The following is a 19,333-nucleotide window of genomic DNA, read 5'->3' on the forward strand; positions in this document are numbered from 1 at the left end:
GAGTCGTTTTAGAAATTGATGTTGATACCTAATATGTAACTGGTCGCTTTTTCGTCATTCCGTGTACCGGAATTAGCATTGAAAGCTTCGGGATCGATATTCCGTTTGTTGGCAGCCCAGTAACAAGGGTTGTTCACTTGAGCACGCAGGCTGATTCCCTTGAATCCTGCTTTACTTATCCATTCTTGGGGTAGTGTGTAGCTCACTCCGATATTACGTATCTTTATGAATGCGGCACTTGCTGTATTATAGTCAGCATATTTCCATTGGTATCCACGGTCGGTACTTATTCCGTAAGCAGTCATTGACGGGATATCCGTATTGGTATGTTCCGGTGTCCAGCGGTTGACGATGTCTTCATGAATGGCCCCTTTGTAGGTTTCAGGGCGAAGTCCGTTGTAGAGGGGAGTGGCGTCCACCCGTAATGAATGTCCTGCATAGTAGACAATCTTAGTGAAGAAGTTGAGTTGCTTCCAGCGCAGACTGATGTCAAGTGCTCCGTTCCATTTCGGATCGAGCTGTCCTACACATGTCAGGGCGTCAATTTCGTCCACAGGTTTCAGAGAGACCACGTTTCCTTCAGCGTCATATACCGAGGGATTTCCTTCGTCTGTCAGTCCTGCGTAGCGGTAGGCATAAAGCGAGTTGTAGGTATCTCCTTGGAGATAGAAACTACCCGGGCTAGTCAGCATACTCTTGGCGGAAGTAGGGATATAACCTACTTTTTTTATCTTGTTACTGTTGTAGGCGGCGGTAAAGGTAGTATTGAATGACCAGTCCCGGCTGTTAAGCCAATCATACGAAAGAGAAAGCTCTATACCTCTGTTTCGCATGGCTCCGTTGTTTACTCTTGCCGTTTGGAAGCCTGTAGAAGGATCAAGATTGGTATTGGCAAGCAAGTCCGAACTATAACGCTGATAAAAGTCAAAGCTACCGCTTAGTCTTCTGAGAAGAGAAAAGTCCAGTCCGAGATTGAAAGTTGAAGTCTTTTCCCAGCGGAGCAATTTGTTAGGTGGAGAGATGATAGTCGTCAGGTTGGCCTGGCTGTAAGGAGAGACAGAGTAATTGCCTAATAAATAGGGTGATGTATTTTGGTCTACGTTACCTGTGATACCGTAGGTAGCACGAAGCTTGAGCATATCTACCCAAGTGATATCCTTCATGAATTCTTCATTGGAAATGTTCCAGCTGGCACCTACCGACCATAACGGGCGATAGCGGTATTTGGGATCAGTGCCAAAAAGATCGGCCTGTTCTATACGGACGCTACCATTGAGGGCATAGCGTGTATCGTATGAATAACCGGCATTGAAGTAGGCAGAGACATAACGGTGATGTGAGTCACCTACATGTAGTTGCTCTTGCTTTTGAAAAGGACTGTTGCTTAGTTGTCCTATGACACCTTCGTTCAATACCGCCCAGTCTACTTGCTTGTAAATCAGCTTCTGTCCGTTGTAGCCATAGCGCTCGCTTATTGTCTTGCGATATTTGTCTTCACGGATTTCTCCACCTAGCAAGGCGGTAATCTCATGTTTGTCGTTGATAGTCGTTTGATAGTCAAATTGTGCACGTAGGTTCATATACGACCAGCGTGCGTGAGACTCTTCCATTCTTCCGCCTTCGGGGATATAGTAGGTAAATCCGCCTTGCGGATTGGTGGCTGCATATCCATTAATCATGTTTCTCATATAGTATGAGTCTTCTTCATCTTGACGTTCAGTATTTTGATCCCGTCTCTCATACTGGAATTTCACACCGAAGTTCAATCCTTTGAGCAGTTTGAAATCGGCATGTGTGAAGAGTTTCCAATAGATGTCGTCGGTATCTTGCATATTCTTGGTCGATTCTTCCACGGCGTTGTATCCCATAGGTTTCAGACCATCTGTCTGGCTCACTCTCTGGGAGTTGTAGTAGTTGTGCGGGTAGATATAGGCATAACTGCCGTCTTCGTTGTAGAGAGTTTCGTATGGCATAGGTACCGTTGTCCCTTGATAGCCTGCTTGCGAATAACTGCTGTTGCCGATACCCACATTTGTCCCTACGGTGAGTTTAAACCACTTGGTCAGGTCGAGTTCGTTTTTCATGTAGAAAGTGAACTTGTCATAGCTGTTATTCTTGTTGTAGGTGCTTTCGTTTTCGTAACGGGCAGAAAAGAAGAAGTTGGATTTGTCGCCCGCTTTGGAAAGAGAGAGATTATAGTCCTGTACGAAGTTCATTTGTTGCAGTTCGTCACGATAAGCTTTTCTATAATCATTCTTCCGCAAAAGGTCGAGTGAGTTGTTCAACTGGCTTTCTGTGATTTCTCCTTTGGCGAGACGATAATAGAGACGGTCTACTGTTGATATGTAACTGGGGGCTTTCATATCGTTCAGCGATTCGAAATAATCCAACGGATTATCTTGGTAATTAGGATTATTGGTCAGATAGTCTCTTTCGTAATCAATGATGTCACTGGTAGATGCATAATGGCGGTAGTCGAGTGATGGCAACGGATTCAGATAAAAGTTGGCAGACACATTGATGTTCGGTTTCTTGCCCGTTCCGCGTTTGGTGGATACGACAATGACACCGTTCGAAGCCCGTACACCATATAGAGAGGTGGCTGCGGCATCTTTCAGCACGGTTATTGTTTCAATGTCTTCTGGATTAAGTTCGTTAATGCTTACTCCGGTGACAGGTTGTCCGTCCAATACCAATAGTGGAGTAGAGTTGATGGAAAATGAAGAAGTACCGCGAATACTCATTTTTCCGTTATAGTTGCTCAGTCCGGGAGTGGCACCTTCCAGTTTACTGCCCAAATCCGGTGCTTGGATTTTGTCGAGATAGTTGCTCTTCACAATCGTGGCTGCTCCGGTTGCCCGTTCGCGTGAGATCGTCTGGAAACCGGTGACGATTACTGCATCCAGTTGTTTCACATCCTCTACCATGACTACTTGCAGCAGTTGTTCGCCACTGTAAACTACGTCATGCGATTTCATTCCTACAGAGGTAAAGTGAAGTACAGTACCGTATGGCAGTGGTTTGGAGAATGTGAAGCGTCCGTCAATATCGGTAACGGCTGCCTGACTTTTGTCTTGCGCAATAATGGTAACGCCCGGAATCACATTCTTGTCACTGTCAATTACGCGTCCGCTCAATAGTGTTTTGGTTGTCGCCTCCTTGGGGATGGCGGTAATGACAATCGTTCTTCCTTTAATAGAGTATTGTAGTCCGGTTCCTGTCAGAAGCGTTTTCATTACGTTGTTGATTTCGGCTTCCTGTAGAGATACGGACACATTGACCCCTTTCAACAGAGAGGCGTTATAGAAAAACTGGTAGCCATACTGCTTACTCAGTTTCTCCAACACGTTTTCCAACGGTTTTTTACTTACCGTAACAGTGATCTTCTCCGGTTGGCTTGTTTGGGCATATGCCAACGGGGCGGTACAGGACAGGATGAGGGAAATTGCCAACATGAGTCCTTTGGAAATAAGCTTTTCTGTCATAACTATGTGAGATTTATAATATTAGATGCTATTATTCATTCTTTTTCTCTATGGCGTCTATTTTCCTGTCCTGATGGATTTTGAAGTCAAGTTCATTTGTCAGGTGCAGGATATTGAGTATTTCTACGAGCGGCTGTTTGCGTGATAGTATGCCGCTGTAACGTATATCTTGTATATCTTCGCTTACATTGATGTCTACATTATACCAGCGTGAAAGTTCCGCCATGATAGTACCGATAGGTTCATTGCGGAAAACGAATTTGTCCTCTGTCCAGCCGGTGATGGCTGATATATTGGCTTGTGTAATGTTGTATTCGCCTGTCGTCTTTTGGTAGGTGAACTGTTCGCCGGGGGATAGTGTGGCAAGCACTTTTTGTCCTTCACGCACATTGACCGAGCCTTCGACAAGGGTGATACGTATATTCTTTTCCGCTTCATAGGCTCTGATATTAAAGGTCGTTCCCGTTACTTGTACATTCAGTGTGCCTAACAATACGTTGAACGGACTCTGAGGATTGGATTTTACTCTGAAATATCCTTCTCCCTGCAGTCTGACCTGGCGTAAATGCTTCTTGAAGTGGGTGGGAAAGGATAGTTCTGAAGCGGCATTGACTTGAACGACTGTCCCGTCTTCCAGTGTCAGTTGATAACTCCCGCCTGTGGGGACAGACAGTTTATTGAATTGGTTGTCAGGATTCAGTTTTATGGAGATGTTCTGCTTGCCGTCCAGTGTACTTCCAAGCAGTTGGTTACCTTTGACGGTCAGGTTGTTCTCCGGCAGAACCACCGGCTCGTTGTTTTGTGCGATGATGGATGTGTTCGAAGTAACGGGGGCGGTAGTTGCCCATTCGGGGATAACTTCTTTCTTGTTTTCTGTCCACAACCATAGTGTGGCTGTACTTACAATTAAAAGGAAAGAGGCGGCGATACTGCTTATCACACGGATGTTGAGTTTCCTTGGGGGGAGAATGATGTGTTTGTTTACCTGTTGTAGTGCCTCGTCTATGTTGATAGAATCGTGGAAAGCAATCTCCTCAGGGAGTTGTTCCTGTTTCCGTAACTCTTCATATAGTACGGGTGACTCTTTTTTCCATTCTTCGGCAAGTGAGGAAGTCGAAGTTTTTCCTGTACAAATTTCTCCAGCCAATTCCTCGGCTATCTGAATGCTTTCTTTGATTTTATCTTCTGTCATATATATAAATGGAATCTATGGCGTTTATAAGTAAAACGACATACTTAACAAGTAGTATGATATAAAAATTGATTTTTTATAAAATAAGCAGTAGAAATCTTAATTCCTCCAGTTCTGTGCGCAGGCGGGCATAGGCGTGCATCTTGTGTGATTTCACTGTGGGGACTGACAATGAAAGCATGTCGGCTATCTCCTGATTGGATTTATTCTGGAGTGAAAGGATGATGATTTCCTGCTCGCGTGGAGTGAGGAGCTTGATTTTTTTTCGCACGATGAACGAGACTTCTTCCCGGATAATGTTTTCCTGAATAAATTCTTCGCTCTGCATCGTCTCCAGTTGGCTTTCGGCATAGCGGTTTTTCACGTCTTCATGTTTCAGATAGTCGAGACAACGGTTGGCTATGGAACGGTAGAAGAAAGCTTTGATGGCAATGATAGAAGTGAAATGCTCATGTTGTTCCCAAAAGGCAATGAAAACGTCCTGAACAATATCACGCGCTTCTTCTGTACCCAGATGATAGCGGCAGGCAAAGGAAAGGAACAGCGTATAGTATTTTTTGAAAAAGATATCGAATTCTTTCTTACTGCTTGTTCCCTGCATTCTTATATTGTCAATATTGTTATTTGGGAGTGTTACCATCTGGCTATGTTATGTACGCAAAAGTACGTATTTTCTTTTACTACCAAAATTTTTCGGGGAAAAACTCTATATTTCTGTCTATGACTTGACAACTATCAATGTGTTTGCAGGTTATCTGAAGATGAAGAATGGCCACAAAGCAGCATTTGCCATAATGAACCGGAACGTGCTTTCGGTTACTAAGGCAAGGGCGTTTCAGGATAAATTTTGTGAGATGATTATCGGGCGGTAGATTCATATTTCTGTTTGGTGGACTGCTAATGTCCACCAAACAGGAAAGGAATATGTAATGGAAGTTGTTATTTCATCTTTTCCGCTTCCTCTTTCAGTGCTTTTTCCGTTTCACTGTCTCCTTTGGCAGCGTATAATGCTGATTTCATTAATAGCCAGCTTCGCTTCATGGCAGGAGTAGAGAGATAAGGTTTCAGTTTTTCCGCCCATGCCAACCCGCGGTTGATGATAACCGGATCTTTGCATTCAGATAGATAATTGAGATTGACCCAAGTAAAATAAAACCGCTTGTCATCTGAAAAAGCCGGATCTTTTTCTGTTCCGTCCAGTGCGTCCATCACTCCTTTGTAGTCTCCTTTTTGTACCAGATCTACAAGATTGAGTTCCGCACGGTAAAAAGAAGCGTTCTTACCGTTATATTCTTTCAGCAGGGATACAAGCCTGTCAAACATTGGTTGTGGAAATTGCTCCGCGGGAATACGTTTTCTCCGGATAAATCTGGAAACAGCGTATTTGTAGACAGTTTCTATTTTCTCATTCACTTTCTCCTCTCCTATGGACTGGCGGTAACCGGGAGCATACTTCAGAAGGTACTCAAATCCGGTGGAGTATGGTTCGTTGACTTGACTTTCAATGATCTGCCAGTTGTCTTCCGAGTATCTGTTTTCATCGGACAGGCTACTTAAATATAAATGCAGGACGCTATCCCTTTCATGCATCATGGAAGCAGCGCCAAGACCGTTCAGATATCTAAGTACTGTCGGGGCATCTTGTTTGTTTTCGGTATAACGGGCGGAAAGTCCCGGCAAATTCTGATTGGGGTCAACGGCTTTTTGTGCTTCACCCACCAGCCACTGGACGTTGGGATGTGCCCCGCATACGCGGTACACTATTTCCTGATTTTCCGGATTGATAAAAAGTAAAGTGGGATAACCTGTGATCCGGAATGTTTTACTTAGTGTTTTTCCTTCCCCTTTTTCCATGTCCATTTTCAGGTTGATGAAATGTTTGTTGAAGAAAGCTCCTGCGGTATCGTTGGGAAATACCATTTTACTCAGCATCTTGCACGGACCGCACCAGGTAGTGTAGCAGTCTATGAAAAGCAGCTTTTTTTGCTGTCCGGCTTTTGCCAGCGCCTCATTGAAAGTTGATTCTTCAAATTGGATACCTTGCGCGTTACCGGCAGGAATAATAGTGCCTGATACTATTATTGTAGTAATGATACATTTTAAGAGTAAGTTTATTCTCATCATGGTTTGACTTCTTTATATTTAACGTCTATAATTTTTGCGTATCCGGTGTATTCCCATCCGGGCTTCAATGTCAAGTCCGTTCCCGGCGAACTTGTTTGGTAAAAGCGAAGAATCCCACCGTTATTGTCGGTAGATGTCGTATCATAAGAACCGACAATCAACTCATATTGGCGGGCTGTAAAGGCGGCTGCCGTTTCTTCATCCATTTTTGCGGTAAGCTGGGTCACTCCTCCGGGATTATCATACATGCAAAACTTGATTGTGGTTACTTCCTCATTCGGATTGAGTGTGATAGCCTCTTTACTTGCTCCTGTAGAAAGGTTGTAAGAATACACTTTGTTTTTATAGGCATAATATAAGGTTTGATATTGGGAGTGGGCACAGAACAAGGTTGCTTTGTCAAAGTCTGTTAGTTGTATGTCTTCCCAGCATCCCTCTTGTTTGAAATCGCTGTTGGATAGATTAATAGAATATATATGACGCTTATTCCCGTCTTGCATGATTGCGTAAACCGCCCCGTTGGAGAAAGCTGTATTTGCCATTGAAACCAGCTCCATAGAACCGGTGTTGAAGCTGAATAACTTTTCGGTACTGTCCGGGTCTTTCAGCGGATAGCAGGTCTGGCGTCTGGCCTGTTCTTCTCTTTCCCCATCCCAACCTATAAAGCGATGGTTGTCAATGTCATACAGCAAGGCGGCACCCCCGTCGCTTAATCCGGTGGTACTTCTTTGGGTGCTCACACCGACAAAGGGAGACACTCTATATTCTGGTGCTCCTCCCCGTTCGGAAGTATTGGCGGGATCTTCAAAAGCTGTACCGCTTTGCAGCAGGTCCCAGACAAATGCATTGCCTTCTTTGGAGACGGCGATGATAGCTGCATGATTTGTAAAGTCGTTGTTGGGTACACATGCGAAATTGACAATATGGTCTTCCGGTGATGAAGCGAACAGTGATGCTTTCATTTCATACGCATTCCCGTCAATGGTAAGGTATGTGTTATTGAGCAGATAGCTTTCCGTTTCGGCCATCAGCGTAATTTTATCTCCGATGGTTCCCCTCCTGTTAGAAAAGAATCCCAGGCTTCTGGCGTGGTACATTTCGGGAATGTCCGGATTTTTTGCTATATCGTAGGCGGGGATAATACGGTCTTTCGACAATTGGGAAAGCATGTCCAGCCGCACTCTCTCTTCGCTGCCTTCATTACAGAGAAGCATCCATCCTTCGGAGGTAGAGACTATAATGTTGATATCAAATCCTTTGACGCTCTTTATGCCGGTACGTTTATCAGTCACACTATAGCGGCAGGTATGTTTTCCGATTCCCAGATCAGCTATCCTGTAAAGGTCTTTTTTGTTTTCGGAACTCAGGATGACCCAGTCTCCGTCAGAGTTGACCCGTTCATACAGAAATTCGTAATTGGCATTGCCGTCTTCGATAGCTCCTTCCTTATTGGAAGTGATTACCGGTTTGATATCTATATATTCAGCATTGGCCACTACGGAAAGTGTTGTTGGCATATCAATTGTAATGATATCCTTTTCTCCATATGTATAGTTGCCTTTATCGTCCAGACAGGAGACAAATAAGAGCAGGGAGAGCAAACCGATTATATGGGTATGTTTCATTATCTTGTTCATAAACGTTGTGTTTTTATTGTTGTACATTCGAATAATCTACTTGATAAGGTTCCGGCAGTTGCATATACGAGCCGTCTTCATCCAGTACGGGAGATAATTCGGGATCGTCCGCCCTTCTCTGTAACTCTTTTTGTAGTTGGAGGGCATAGTAAGGCATACGTCCTGCGGTAATCTTGGAACCTGCTCCATTGATATAGCTCCAGTCGTCCAGTGAGAATCCGAAGAAATTGTTGATAAAGGTATACTTGACGGCATTCCATGCACCGAAATAGTTTACAGCTTTCAGCGTAGCCCAACTTCCCGGTTCGCTGTAAATCTCGTCAATGATGAATGTATAACGGCTGCCGTCCAGATAATCCGCCGTAGTGTTCGACCAAGTATTGACCGACTTATATTTCTCCAGGACGGTAAAGTTCTCATTCGGTTCCAGTTTTAATACGAGCTTTTCTTTTTGTGTCCTGAAACTGGCGTTCCTTAGAAAACGTACTCCTATTTTTGCCTGATTTTCACCGGCTTTGATAACTACCGTATCCAAGTCGATTTCATAATCTTCCCCTTCGGTCATGGTGGTGTTCTCCCGGTCGATAATTATCCTTACTTTCCGTTCGTAGTTTTCAACCTTTCCTAATAGTTGGATGGTTCCTTTAAAGATGACGTTGGTAAAGCTCTCTTTTGCCCCTACAAAAGAGTAGGATGTCTGCGTGGTGTATCCTACCGTTCCGCTGGAAGTAGCATAGTTTTGTACTTGGAAGTACACTTTACTTTCATTTGAATCATAGGTTACCACTTCTTCTTTTTGGCAGGCAGTAAATAAAAACAGGGCGGCCATGATAGTGGAGGTGAGCCATTTATAATTTAGTTTCATATTGTTACATGTCTTTAGGAGTTCAACGATTATCCAGTTCATTGGTTGGCAGAGGTGCTATAAAGCGCTTCTCTTTGGCTTCTTCGGTGACGTTTTCCTTATCATCATAAAAAGGAAGTCCCGGTATGATTTCAATCTGAATAGCTTGCCGTCCGTTGTAAGCGTTGTCAAATGCTTTGTTCAGGCGCTTGAAATAGAAGAAGACCTGTCCTTCACCGATAAATTCGCGGATATATTCTTTTGTCAGGAGATCCCGGAAATTGTTGCTTGACCGCACTGCGCCCCTGCTGTCGAATATTTGTTGCAGATAGTTCCATGCTGCTGTCATGTCGTAAACTTCCGATCCTTCCGTAGCCATGGCTTCCGCCGCGATATAATATGCTTCGCTCAATTTCATAAGTGAGCAGAATGTACCGTGGAATTTTTGTACTTGCAGAATCTGGTTTTCGTCACTGGTGCTTCCTGACATTTCATCTTTGGCTGTATCCGTGATTTCGCGGAATTTGACCAGCCGCTTGGAGCTGTTGCCGTCCAGTGTGCTTCCGTTTTCCCATTGTGACTGGTAACGGTAATCTCCGGGATTGTTGGCAAACAACTGTCCGTCTACATATCCGGCACGTGGTACCAACAGTTTGTTGCCCGTGTTTGAACCGCCGAATGTATAATCATAAATCAGCCCTCTGTCTTTGTTGTAATATCCGAAGAGGCACTCGGTAGAAAACATGAGGTCAGGGTTGACGGAATTGCCCAGCAGCGTTCCGGAATCTACTGCCGGAAAGAACCCTCTCACTTTAGGATCATCCGTCAGTTTGCGGGCTTCTGCCAGGGCATTGCCCATATCTCCACCCCATAAATAAGTACGGGCGGTGAGCAGGACAGTGGCGTAGTAGTTTAAGCGTAACTGGCGGTAACGCATGGAGTTGTCCATTGTTATCTGGTCGTATTCGGCTCTCGGGCCTTCGGTAAGCACCGGATCCGATTCGAGCAGTAGCGCTTCGGCTGCTTTCAGGTCGCGGATGATATAGTCTTTCAGTACAGTTTCAGTAGGAAGGATATCCAGAATTTTTGTTTCAGTACTTTCGTTGTAGGGAATACCTCTTCCTTCCGGATTACGGAAATATACCGGACCGAACAGGCGCAGCAGGTCGAAATGGATCATGGCTCTTGCCGCCAGCATCTCTCCTTTCAGCATCTTATATTCTCTTTCGGGAAGTACTCCGGCACCTTCACCATTCATGTCTTTCTCCAGATTATTCAGTATCACGTTGGTGTTCATGATGGTAGAGTAGCCTTCTCCCCAAATGCTGCTGAGGGCGGAAAGTACAGTTTCGTTGCTGTAATCCCAGTTGATTAATGCTTGTAGGTACTTGGAGTAACTGTCGTCACCGGTCAGGTTGACAGTGTAGCGTTGTGCCAGTACATCAATCATTTCATAAGACAGGTACTTTCCGTACAATGAATTTCCCGCCATGCGGTTGTAGATTCCGTTTACGGCAGCATAGAAACCATCCTTGGTGCTGAACTGCTGTTCTTCGCTTTGTTTATCCTTGGGTTTGTAATCCAACCAGTCCGTACATCCGCACAGGCAGCCTGTCAGTAGGAATATAGATAATGATATGATAATGTTTCTCAGTTTCATAATGGATACGTTTTATAGAGTTAATGAAAGATTGAAAGATACGCTACGTGAAAACGGATAAGAAGTACCGCGTTCCTGCTTGATACTGGAAATGCGGAATATGTCATTCATGTAAGCATTCAGCCTCAGTGAACTGACTCCCACTTTACGGGCAATTTCCGGCTTGAATTCGTATCCTACACGCAATGATTCCAGTGTCAGTGTATTGTCCTTTTGCACGAAGCGTGAAGACATTGGAGTAGATTGTGAGTCGGCGATATTCTTGAACTTGGCAATGTCTCCCGGTTTCTGCCATCTGTCATAGAGTGCCCGTTTGTCTTGATTATACTTTAGTTGGCTTGTCGTGATGTTCTCCACCTTGTTGTATAATACGGAATTGAAAGAGTATCCCCCCATGCGATACCGGAAATCGAAATTCATGGAGAATCCTTTCCATGAGAAACTGCTGCCGAGAACACCTTCTACTTTAGGGCGGCTACTGCCGATGATCACTTCATCGTCATATGAAAAGTCGTAGGTGAGTTCGCCGTTCTTTTTGATAAAGATTTCGCGTCCGGTTGCCGGGTCGATACCGGCGGAACGGACTGCCCAGATGGCGTCAGGGTCGGCTCCGTCAAAGTAACGCTTGGTAGATTTGTTTTGCCCGTTCTGATCTCCTTCCCTGCCTGATGTGTTAAAGGATTCCAGCCGGTTGCCTATCCCGTTGAGTTCGCTTGAACCGTGGCGGAGCGTTCCCCTGACTGACCACCAGAAGCGTTTGTCCATCTGCCGGATGATGTAATAGGTGGCTTGCGCGTTGAAACCTTTGGTCGTTTGTTTACCGAAGTTCTTATAGATGACATTGCCGGTTGCTCCGGTAGAGGCAGGCATGTCGATACCGATTAGCAGCGGGTCGGTGGTCTTGTAATAATAATCGCCGGTCAAAGTCAGGCGGTCGTTCAGTATTGTGATGTCGAAACCGATGTTCCGGTCGATAGTGGTCTGCCATTCCAAATCCGGATTGCCTAACTGTGCGAGTGACGTAGTCATTCCGAAATAATTGAATGAATTGAAGTTATAACGGAAAGTGGTGATAGTAGACGATGAAGAGAAGTTCTGGTTGCCGGGATTACCGATAGAGGCACGGATTTTGAACATGGAGATGCCGTCGATGTTCTCAGAAACAAATTTCTCATTGTGCAAGTTCCATGCCAGGCCGACTGCCCAGGTTCCGATGTAATGCTTGTCTGTCCCGAATACGGATGAACCGTTGACACGGTAGCTGAAATCAAGCAGGTAGCGGTTGTTGAAGGCATAGTTGCCGATAGCGTAGGCGCTTACCGAACGGGAAGTGTTTTCGTAATAACTGGGGCTTCCGTTGTCCGGATAACCATTGGCAAATGAAGGCAGTGTGAAGTCTCCTACCGGAAATCCGACGGCTGCGTATCCATGTGATTTAGAGTCGAGTTGGGACAGGTATCCTCCGGCGGCGATGTTGACAAGATGTGCCTTGTTGAAAGTCTTGCCGTAGGTTACCGTCAGTTCTCCTTCATACTTGTTGCTTTCCGTTTCGCCATAATTGTATGAACCGCGCTTGGTAAAATCCACCTTCGAGTAATCGCTGTCGAGAGGTGAGGTAAAAGCTTCCGTATTGCTGTTGGTATGGGTAATTCCGAAACGCGCACGTATTTTCATTGCCGCTATCGGAGTATACTCCATGATGAACTTGTCGGAGATGGAGAGGGATTTCCCTTTATTATAACTGTTTTGTGCTGCGTTGTACAGAGGGTTGCCTGCTTCTACATAGTCATTATATTCAAGCCATCTTTCCACCTCTCCGTCTTCATTATATTTCATGTAGTATGGGTTTGCGCCCGCATATTCGGAGAAGCCGACGATCGGGTTGCTGGAAGCCGTGTTGTCCATAGAGAACTTGTTGACAAACTGTAGTTTGTTGAGGCGGTAAGTCAGGTCGATGTTCCCGCTGAGGTTGTCGCGTTTGGATTCTTTCATAACACCGGTGATGCCGTTGTATGAAAGTCCCAGTCCGAACTGGAATGCGCCTTCTCCGCCTTCCGCATATAGTGAGTGGCGGTGGTTGATGCCGGTGCGTAGTGGTTCTGCAAGCCAGTAAGTATCTACTCCCCGTGCTACGTCTGCCAGTTTATTATTGTATAACTGATCCAGTTCGATTTGTTGGCTGGGGGTCGATGAGGTATATCTTCCGACCATTTGTTCGAACCGGAGCTTTTCCGAAGCATTCATCAGATTATAGCTTGAGAGGTCTGCCCATGATATATTTGCCGAACCGTTGTAGGTAAGGTGAAGTTTTCCGGATTTGGGCCTGATTGTTTCCACTACTACAACACCGTTCGATGCTTTGGAACCATAGATGGCGGTAGAGGCGGCGTCTTTCAGTATTGTAATGGAAGCAACCCGGTTCATGTCGAGGTTGTAGATAGCTTCTAATGAGGATTCGAAGCCGTCAAGGATAAACAGCGGCTGGTTAGGGTCTTCTGCCAGTTCGTCGCGGGTACTGATCAGACTGGATTTTCCACGGATTTCAATGTCCGGCATCCGGTTCGGGTCGGAGCCGAATTCTCCGCTTTCCAATACATTGAATGCCGGATCCAATGTCTTCAAACTGGAAATGACATTCTGCGTACCGACAGCTTTCAACTCGTCGGCAGTGAATGTGGAAGCCGAGCCGGTAAAACTTTCCCGCTTTTTGTTTACCACACCGGTGACGACAACTGCTTCCAGTTCGTTGACATCCTCTACCATCACTATTTTCAAGGTACTTTCTCCGCCATACACGATGTGTTGCGGCTTCATGCCTATGGAAGTGAAGTTCAGCAGTGTGCCGTGTTTCAGCGGACTGGCGAATGCAAAATTACCGTCGATGTCGCTGACAGCTCCCTGTGTCTTGTCGCCTGTGAAAATGTTTACTCCCGGAATAGCTCTCCCTTCTTTATCCACCACACGCCCGCTGAGCAGTTTCTTTTCTTTTGCGGTATTCCGGGAAGGGATTGTGGTAATGACGATCGTTTTCTCCTTGATACTATATTGCAGTCCGGTTCCTGCCAGTAGCACGTCCATCGTTTGATTTATTCCGGCCTTTTGTATGGAGACGGATACACGGATTCCCTTCACCAATGAATTGTTGTAGAATAACTGGTAGTTGTATTCCTTGCTCAGTTTCTTCAATACCTCTTCCAATGGTTTCTGCTTGACCGTGATTGTGATTCTCTCCTTCTGCCCGCTTTGCGCGTATGCCTTGAATGGAGTCGCGAGGGATAATGTGAAAGCTATCAGCATCACTAATCCTTGTAAAATAAACCTTTCTCTCATGCTTTTCGTTTTTTTATAAGTTAGACTTGGGTGTTAATTCTTTTTTTCTACATCTATTTTTTTATCGGCTTGTATGTCGAATTCAAGTTCGTCGGTCATGCGGAGAGCATCCAGTATTTTGACAAGAGGCTGTTTGCGCGACAGTATGCCTGTGTAGCGTGCGTTTTTTATTTTTTCGTCAACGCTGATGTTTACATTGTACCAGCGTGATATTTTATGCATGATATTCTCAATTGTTTCATTATAGAAAATGAATTGGTCTTCTGTCCAGTCGGTAACAGTTGACAGGTCGGTGTCGGTCACCGTATATTCCTGTTCGTCTTTCCGGAAAGTGAACAGTTGTCCGGGAAGTAATTCTGCCAACAGTTGCTTCTCTTTATAGACGCTGATTATACCTTCAACAAGCGCAATGCTTATTTCGTTCTCCTCTTCATAAGCCTTGACATTGAAGGCAGTTCCAGTTACTTGTACGTCCAAAATTCCAAGGTGGACAATGAATGGGTTTTCTTTATCTGCTTTCACTTTCAGGTAAGCTTCTCCTGCCAGTTGGATCTGCCTTGCCTGCTTTGTGAAATGAGTGGGGAATAATAATTCGGAAGCGGCATTTATCTGTACAATAGTCCCGTCTTCCAGAGTCAGTACCTGTTCGGCTCCTGCCGGTACGACGAGCCTGTTGAGTTGCAAGTCTTGTTCCACGGTGATCGTAATATCTTTCTTGCCGTCGCTTGTGCTGCTGATAAGCTGATTGTCGACCACAGACAGGCGGTTTTCTTTTAATGTCACCGCCCTGTTGTCGCAGGTGATGATGGAAGAAGGTTCTTTTCCGGGGACGGTGGATGCCCATCGGACAGCTTCTCTTTCCTCTTTCTGCCATAGCCATAAAGAGGTCAGGGCAACAGCCAGTATGAGAGAGGCGGCTATGCCGGATGTGCGGATGAAGAGTTTCCGTGATGGGGAGATACGTTGGTGTATATTGCGCAGGGGGCCTTCCAGTTCGATGGAATCACGGAATTTTATCTCTTCGGCCAACTTCTGCTGTTGCTGTAATTCTTTATGCAACCCAGCAGAATTCTTCTTCCACTTCTTCACTAGGCGGGAAGTTGAGTCCTTGCCTGTGCAGATTTCCTTGCTGATTTCTTCTGCAATCTGTATGCTTTCTTTATACTTATTTATATCCATTGACGGTGAAAAATTAAGAGTTGTTATATCTTAAAAACACGCAACCTTGGAATGAGTATGAAGTAAAAGTTGTTTTTTTATAAAATAAGCAGTAGAAATCTTAATTCTTCCAGTTCTGCACGCAGGCGGGCGTATGCGTGCATTTTATGTGTTTTAACAGTAGGTACGGATAATGAGAGCAGATCTGCTATTTCCTGATTTGACTTATTTTGGAGAGAAAGCAGGATAACTTCCTGTTCACGCGGGGTAAGCTCTTTGATTTTCTTGTGTATCATGCAGGAGACTTCTTCCCGGATAACGCTTTCCAGGATGAATTCTTCACTTTGTATTTTTTTCAGCTGGCTCTCCGCATACCGGCTTTTCACCTCTTCATGTCTCAGATAGTTGAGGATACGATTGGAAATGGAGCGGTAGAAGAAAGCCTTGATTGTGAGAATGGAAGTGAAATTCATCCGCTGTTCCCAAAAGCTGACAAATACATCCTGGACAATGTCGCGCGCTTCCTCTTCGTTCAGACAATACCGGCAGGCAAAGGAGACGAAAACTGCGTAGTATTGATTAAAAAAGACATCAAGGTCTTTTCTATTGCGCACTCCTTTGTCTGCAATATTGTCTATATGTCTTTGCTCATTTGTTCTCATTGGAGAATATTTGAAACAAAAATACTTATTTCTTTATAAAGAAAGAACTTTTTGAATAAATTCTCCCGTTTTTTATGGATTTTTGCTGTTCTTCTTGTTTGCCGGCTCACAGTTCCACCTCAATGGCGGCAGGATAGATACGTCGGGGGTCGGAGAAAGCGGCGCAACTGTTTGCCATGTTTTTAAGGTCCGGCTTTATTCTCCCCTGAAAAACCTGTTTTCCGTTTACCGTGACAGTAATCTCTTTCTTCAGATTTATGAGTTCATCACAGAGGTAGATGATTACTTTTCCTTTGTCGGCAGGTGTATAATGTTTCTTGCACTTCATTTCAATGCCCCATCTCGGATCTTTTTGAACCGTTTCATAAGTGACATTGTCCACGTTCAATGTGATGTGGTTGCCTGTGACGGTCATTTCGTAGCGGGTACGGGCATTGATGTCGTCATTTGGACGTTCTTTGACGAAGAGGTTGTAGAATCCTTTACGGTGCAGCCCGTCCATCTCGAAATCTTCCCAATAGACGTATTTCGGATAAGGGTTGCGGGTGTATTGTTTCAGCCACGGAGTAGTCGGGCGATAGTCGATTGAATGTCCTTTGCCGGGAATCAGCTCTATCTGATGGGTGTATAGTCCGGGGTGCAGGGTTTGCAACTGTTCAAATTCTTCCTTCACGTATCCGGTAAGGATATTCCGGTAAAAGCCACGGTCATCGGCTCCTGTCCTCAGGGAGAATGCAATATGGGCGCAGTTTTCGGCGGGCGCATTCTTCAGGGGCTCTCCACCTGCCATGGGGCCTGCTCCGGCAAGGTAATCGGCATAGAAAGAAGCAAGGCGCTGGCTGCCATATCCGCCTTCGGAGATGCCGAAGATATACACTCTGTCCGGATTGATGTTCCCGGATACTAACGATTGGCGCAATAGTTTCTCCCAGGCATATTGCTTGGATTTCTGCCACCAGCGGTAGTAGTTTCCTTCGTTGGGGATTTGCGGAATGAAGTAGGCGGACGGTGCGTCGTCGAACATCCGGCATATTTTAAGTCCCGTGTCCCATTCTGCGGCTTTCGGCCCCGATCCGTGCGTATAGATAAATAGCGGATAGCCTTCATCGGGTTTCGTAGTGCCCTTGGTACCCCAGTAGTAGGGCATCACGGCTTTCGGTTCCAGTTCGGCGGGAAGGTTCCATTGGCTGCATGTCTTGTCGGACAGGGGTTGTAGCGGGATTAGTTTCTCTTCGTCCAGACGTTCGTTCGCTGTCCGCCATGCGTCCCATACGAGTTGGCGGTATTGTTCCACTTTCGCAAGGCTGAATTGTTTCTCTTTTTCGAAGGTGTGATTCTTGTCTGGTGATGTCAGGCAGGTGGAGAAATAGTCGAGAAGTGCGGTGTTGTCCTTGCCCGCATTGTTGGCGGTGACAGTGTTGCTTCCTGTTGCCAGACAGAAGAGCAGTCCGCATAAGGCGGCGTTGCGCATAACATTCATAGTTTTCATAGTGTCATTTTGCTTTTTATATATTGATTTTACTTTGGTTCAGCTGCCTTGTTGCCCCTACCGGCGGTTATTCAGTGGATGTTTGTCAACACACTGTCAGAAGTATTGGTGGCAGCAAAAGTATGGATTTACTTTGAAATGCAAAACTTTTCTAAACATTTTCTTTGTCGCTGCTTTGCCGCATCGTATGTTTTGGATAGCTTTGCAGGCAATTCTCTCCTAGCGTATATTAATGTATGAAGAATAATGTATGAAGAAGATTCTTTTATTACTCACGTTGTCCGTCTGCCTGCTGCCTTTGTGGGCGCAAAGAGATTTCTCGGAGATAGATTCGCTTATCAAGAAGATGCTTCCCGAAGCATCCGAAGTCGGCATATCCGTTTATGACCTGACGGCAAAGAAGCCGTTGTACAATTATCGTGCGGAGAAACTCTCCCGCCCTGCCTCTACCATGAAACTACTGACGGCTATTACCGCCCTTTCCCGTCCCGATGCGAACGAGCCTTTCCGTACGGAAGTATGGCACGATGGTGTGATAGAGCATGATACCCTTCAAGGCAATCTGTATGTAGTAGGCGGGTTCGACCCCGAATTTGACAGTCAGGCGATGGATTCGCTGGTAGCAGAGGTAATCGCTTTCCCTTTCTCCGTGATTAACGGGCAGGTATATGGCGATGTTTCGATGAAAGACTCCCTCTACTGGGGGCATGGATGGGCATGGGACGATACTCCTGCGGGTTATCAACCTTATTTGTCCCCGCTCATGTTCTGCAAGGGAACCGTAGAAATCTCTGTGGTTCCTTCCACCTTGCAAGGAGATACGGCAAGCGTTTCCTGCCGGCCTGTCTCTTCCTATTATACCCTGGCCAACCGGACAAAAACACGAACTTCCTCTGCCGGAAAGTTCTCTTTCACAAGAGACTGGCTGACAAACGGGAACAATCTCGTAGTTTCGGGCAATGTCGCCTCTATCAGGAAAGATAATATCAATATCTATGATTCTCCCGGCTTTTTTATGCACACTTTCCTCGAACGTCTCCACGCAAAAGGGATCATTGCCCCCCAATCTTATGCATTTACAGAATTACCGCGTGACAGCGTCCCTGTGGAACGAATGGCAGGATGGAATACATCGGTGCAGAAAGTCCTGAACCAATTGATGAAAGAGAGCGACAACCTCAATGCGGAAGCATTCCTCTGCCGCCTTGGCGCACAGGCCACAGGAAAGAAACAGGTGGCTGCCGAAGACGGAATCGTAGAAATCATGAAGTTAATCCGCCGCCTGGGGCACGACCCGAAGGACTATAAGATTGCGGACGGTTGCGGACTCTCCAATTATAATTACCTCTCTCCCGCCCTGTTGGTCGATTTCCTGAAATATGCGTATTCGCGGACGGGAATCTTTCAGAAACTTTATAAGTCTCTCCCCGTAGGCGGTGTGGACGGCACATTGAAAAACAGGATGAAGGGTGCGCCCGTCTTTCGGAATGTGCATGCCAAGACAGGCTCGTTCACTGCCATCAATGCGCTTGCAGGCTACCTGCGGATGAAGGACGGGCATGAAGTAGCCTTTGCCATTATGAACCAGAATGTGCTCTCGGCTGCTAAGGCAAGGGCATTCCAGGATAAGGTCTGCGAGGTGATTATCGGAAAATAACTTGGATGCTTCTGTCGATGGTTTGAGATTATATAAAAAGAAAATTGTATTCTCTAATATACAAAAACACATGGATTTTGTTTACCAGAGAATAC

At 45.5% G+C, this 19,333-nt stretch carries 12 protein-coding genes and 1 pseudogene; 2 read left to right on the forward strand and 11 right to left on the reverse strand.

Annotated features, from left to right (window positions below):
* Positions 1-8 precede the first annotated feature (8 nt).
* From AB5443_RS16270 to AB5443_RS16280, 3 genes are all read right to left on the reverse strand, one after another.
* On the reverse strand, positions 9-3,485 hold the full coding sequence (locus tag AB5443_RS16270; RefSeq protein WP_368113694.1) for a SusC/RagA family TonB-linked outer membrane protein: 3,477 nt from the start codon (positions 3,483-3,485) through the stop codon (positions 9-11).
* Between the two features lie 31 nt (positions 3,486-3,516).
* The gene (locus AB5443_RS16275; RefSeq protein WP_368113695.1) at positions 3,517-4,677 is read right to left on the reverse strand and encodes a FecR family protein; all 1,161 of its coding nucleotides are present in this window, start codon (positions 4,675-4,677) and stop codon (positions 3,517-3,519) included.
* A gap of 76 nt (positions 4,678-4,753) precedes the next feature.
* Positions 4,754-5,317 carry an RNA polymerase sigma-70 factor gene (locus AB5443_RS16280; protein WP_022138402.1) on the reverse strand — a complete coding sequence of 188 codons (564 nt, stop codon included), beginning with the start codon at positions 5,315-5,317 and terminating at the stop codon, positions 4,754-4,756.
* Between the two features lie 88 nt (positions 5,318-5,405).
* Between AB5443_RS16280 and AB5443_RS16285 the strand changes: the two are divergent.
* Positions 5,406-5,549, forward strand: a pseudogene (locus tag AB5443_RS16285) (peptidase M15); the annotation flags it as partial.
* 67 nt (positions 5,550-5,616) lie between these two features.
* Here the strand turns inward: AB5443_RS16285 and AB5443_RS16290 are convergent.
* From AB5443_RS16290 to AB5443_RS16325, 8 genes are all read right to left on the reverse strand, one after another.
* Entirely contained in the window at positions 5,617-6,801 is a 1,185-nt protein-coding gene (locus AB5443_RS16290) for a thioredoxin family protein (protein ID WP_195407726.1), read from the reverse strand.
* A complete protein-coding gene (locus AB5443_RS16295) occupies positions 6,798-8,438 on the reverse strand; it encodes a PKD-like family lipoprotein (protein ID WP_022138400.1) in 1,641 nt (546 codons plus the stop codon). The genes AB5443_RS16290 and AB5443_RS16295 overlap by 4 nt, the downstream gene beginning before the upstream one ends.
* A 13-nt stretch (positions 8,439-8,451) precedes the next feature.
* A complete protein-coding gene (locus tag AB5443_RS16300) occupies positions 8,452-9,303 on the reverse strand; it encodes a DUF4843 domain-containing protein (protein ID WP_217938293.1) in 852 nt (283 codons plus the stop codon).
* A gap of 22 nt (positions 9,304-9,325) precedes the next feature.
* The gene (locus tag AB5443_RS16305) at positions 9,326-10,942 is read right to left on the reverse strand and encodes a RagB/SusD family nutrient uptake outer membrane protein (RefSeq protein ID WP_368113697.1); all 1,617 of its coding nucleotides are present in this window, start codon (positions 10,940-10,942) and stop codon (positions 9,326-9,328) included.
* Positions 10,943-10,954: 12 nt separating this feature from the next.
* Complete coding sequence (locus AB5443_RS16310) at positions 10,955-14,272, reverse strand: SusC/RagA family TonB-linked outer membrane protein (protein WP_277129994.1); 3,318 nt, start codon at positions 14,270-14,272, stop codon at positions 10,955-10,957.
* Between the two features lie 33 nt (positions 14,273-14,305).
* On the reverse strand, positions 14,306-15,451 hold the full coding sequence (locus tag AB5443_RS16315; RefSeq protein WP_277129992.1) for a FecR family protein: 1,146 nt from the start codon (positions 15,449-15,451) through the stop codon (positions 14,306-14,308).
* 77 nt (positions 15,452-15,528) lie between these two features.
* Positions 15,529-16,092: an RNA polymerase sigma-70 factor gene (locus AB5443_RS16320; protein WP_022138395.1), complete on the reverse strand. Its 564-nt coding sequence runs from the start codon at positions 16,090-16,092 to the stop codon at positions 15,529-15,531.
* Positions 16,093-16,198: 106 nt separating this feature from the next.
* On the reverse strand, positions 16,199-17,572 hold the full coding sequence (locus tag AB5443_RS16325; RefSeq protein WP_277130526.1) for a hypothetical protein: 1,374 nt from the start codon (positions 17,570-17,572) through the stop codon (positions 16,199-16,201).
* 259 nt (positions 17,573-17,831) lie between these two features.
* Here AB5443_RS16325 and dacB point away from each other — a divergent pair, with 259 nt between their 5' ends.
* Positions 17,832-19,238: a D-alanyl-D-alanine carboxypeptidase/D-alanyl-D-alanine-endopeptidase gene (dacB, locus tag AB5443_RS16330; RefSeq protein ID WP_368113699.1), complete on the forward strand. Its 1,407-nt coding sequence runs from the start codon at positions 17,832-17,834 to the stop codon at positions 19,236-19,238.
* The last annotated feature ends 95 nt before the right edge of the window (positions 19,239-19,333 follow it).

The sequence above is a fragment of the Bacteroides sp. RTP21281st1_H5_RTP21281_210402 genome, from assembly GCF_040918965.1.
GTDB lineage: Bacteria > Bacteroidota > Bacteroidia > Bacteroidales > Bacteroidaceae > Bacteroides > Bacteroides congonensis.

Bases quoted from the DNA above. Each gene is read 5' to 3' on its own strand.
- AB5443_RS16280 (WP_022138402.1), bottom strand. From the start codon at position 5,317: ATGGTAACACTCCCAAATAACAATATTGACAATATAAGAATGCAGGGA.
- dacB (WP_368113699.1), top strand. From the start codon at position 17,832: ATGAAGAAGATTCTTTTATTACTCACGTTGTCCGTCTGCCTGCTGCCT.
- AB5443_RS16290 (WP_195407726.1), bottom strand. From the start codon at position 6,801: ATGATGAGAATAAACTTACTCTTAAAATGTATCATTACTACAATAATA.
- AB5443_RS16315 (WP_277129992.1), bottom strand. From the start codon at position 15,451: ATGGATATAAATAAGTATAAAGAAAGCATACAGATTGCAGAAGAAATC.
- AB5443_RS16305 (WP_368113697.1), bottom strand. From the start codon at position 10,942: ATGAAACTGAGAAACATTATCATATCATTATCTATATTCCTACTGACA.
- AB5443_RS16320 (WP_022138395.1), bottom strand. From the start codon at position 16,092: ATGAGAACAAATGAGCAAAGACATATAGACAATATTGCAGACAAAGGA.
- AB5443_RS16310 (WP_277129994.1), bottom strand. From the start codon at position 14,272: ATGAGAGAAAGGTTTATTTTACAAGGATTAGTGATGCTGATAGCTTTC.
- AB5443_RS16270 (WP_368113694.1), bottom strand. From the start codon at position 3,485: ATGACAGAAAAGCTTATTTCCAAAGGACTCATGTTGGCAATTTCCCTC.
- AB5443_RS16325 (WP_277130526.1), bottom strand. From the start codon at position 17,572: ATGAATGTTATGCGCAACGCCGCCTTATGCGGACTGCTCTTCTGTCTG.
- AB5443_RS16300 (WP_217938293.1), bottom strand. From the start codon at position 9,303: ATGAAACTAAATTATAAATGGCTCACCTCCACTATCATGGCCGCCCTG.
- AB5443_RS16275 (WP_368113695.1), bottom strand. From the start codon at position 4,677: ATGACAGAAGATAAAATCAAAGAAAGCATTCAGATAGCCGAGGAATTG.
- AB5443_RS16295 (WP_022138400.1), bottom strand. From the start codon at position 8,438: ATGAACAAGATAATGAAACATACCCATATAATCGGTTTGCTCTCCCTG.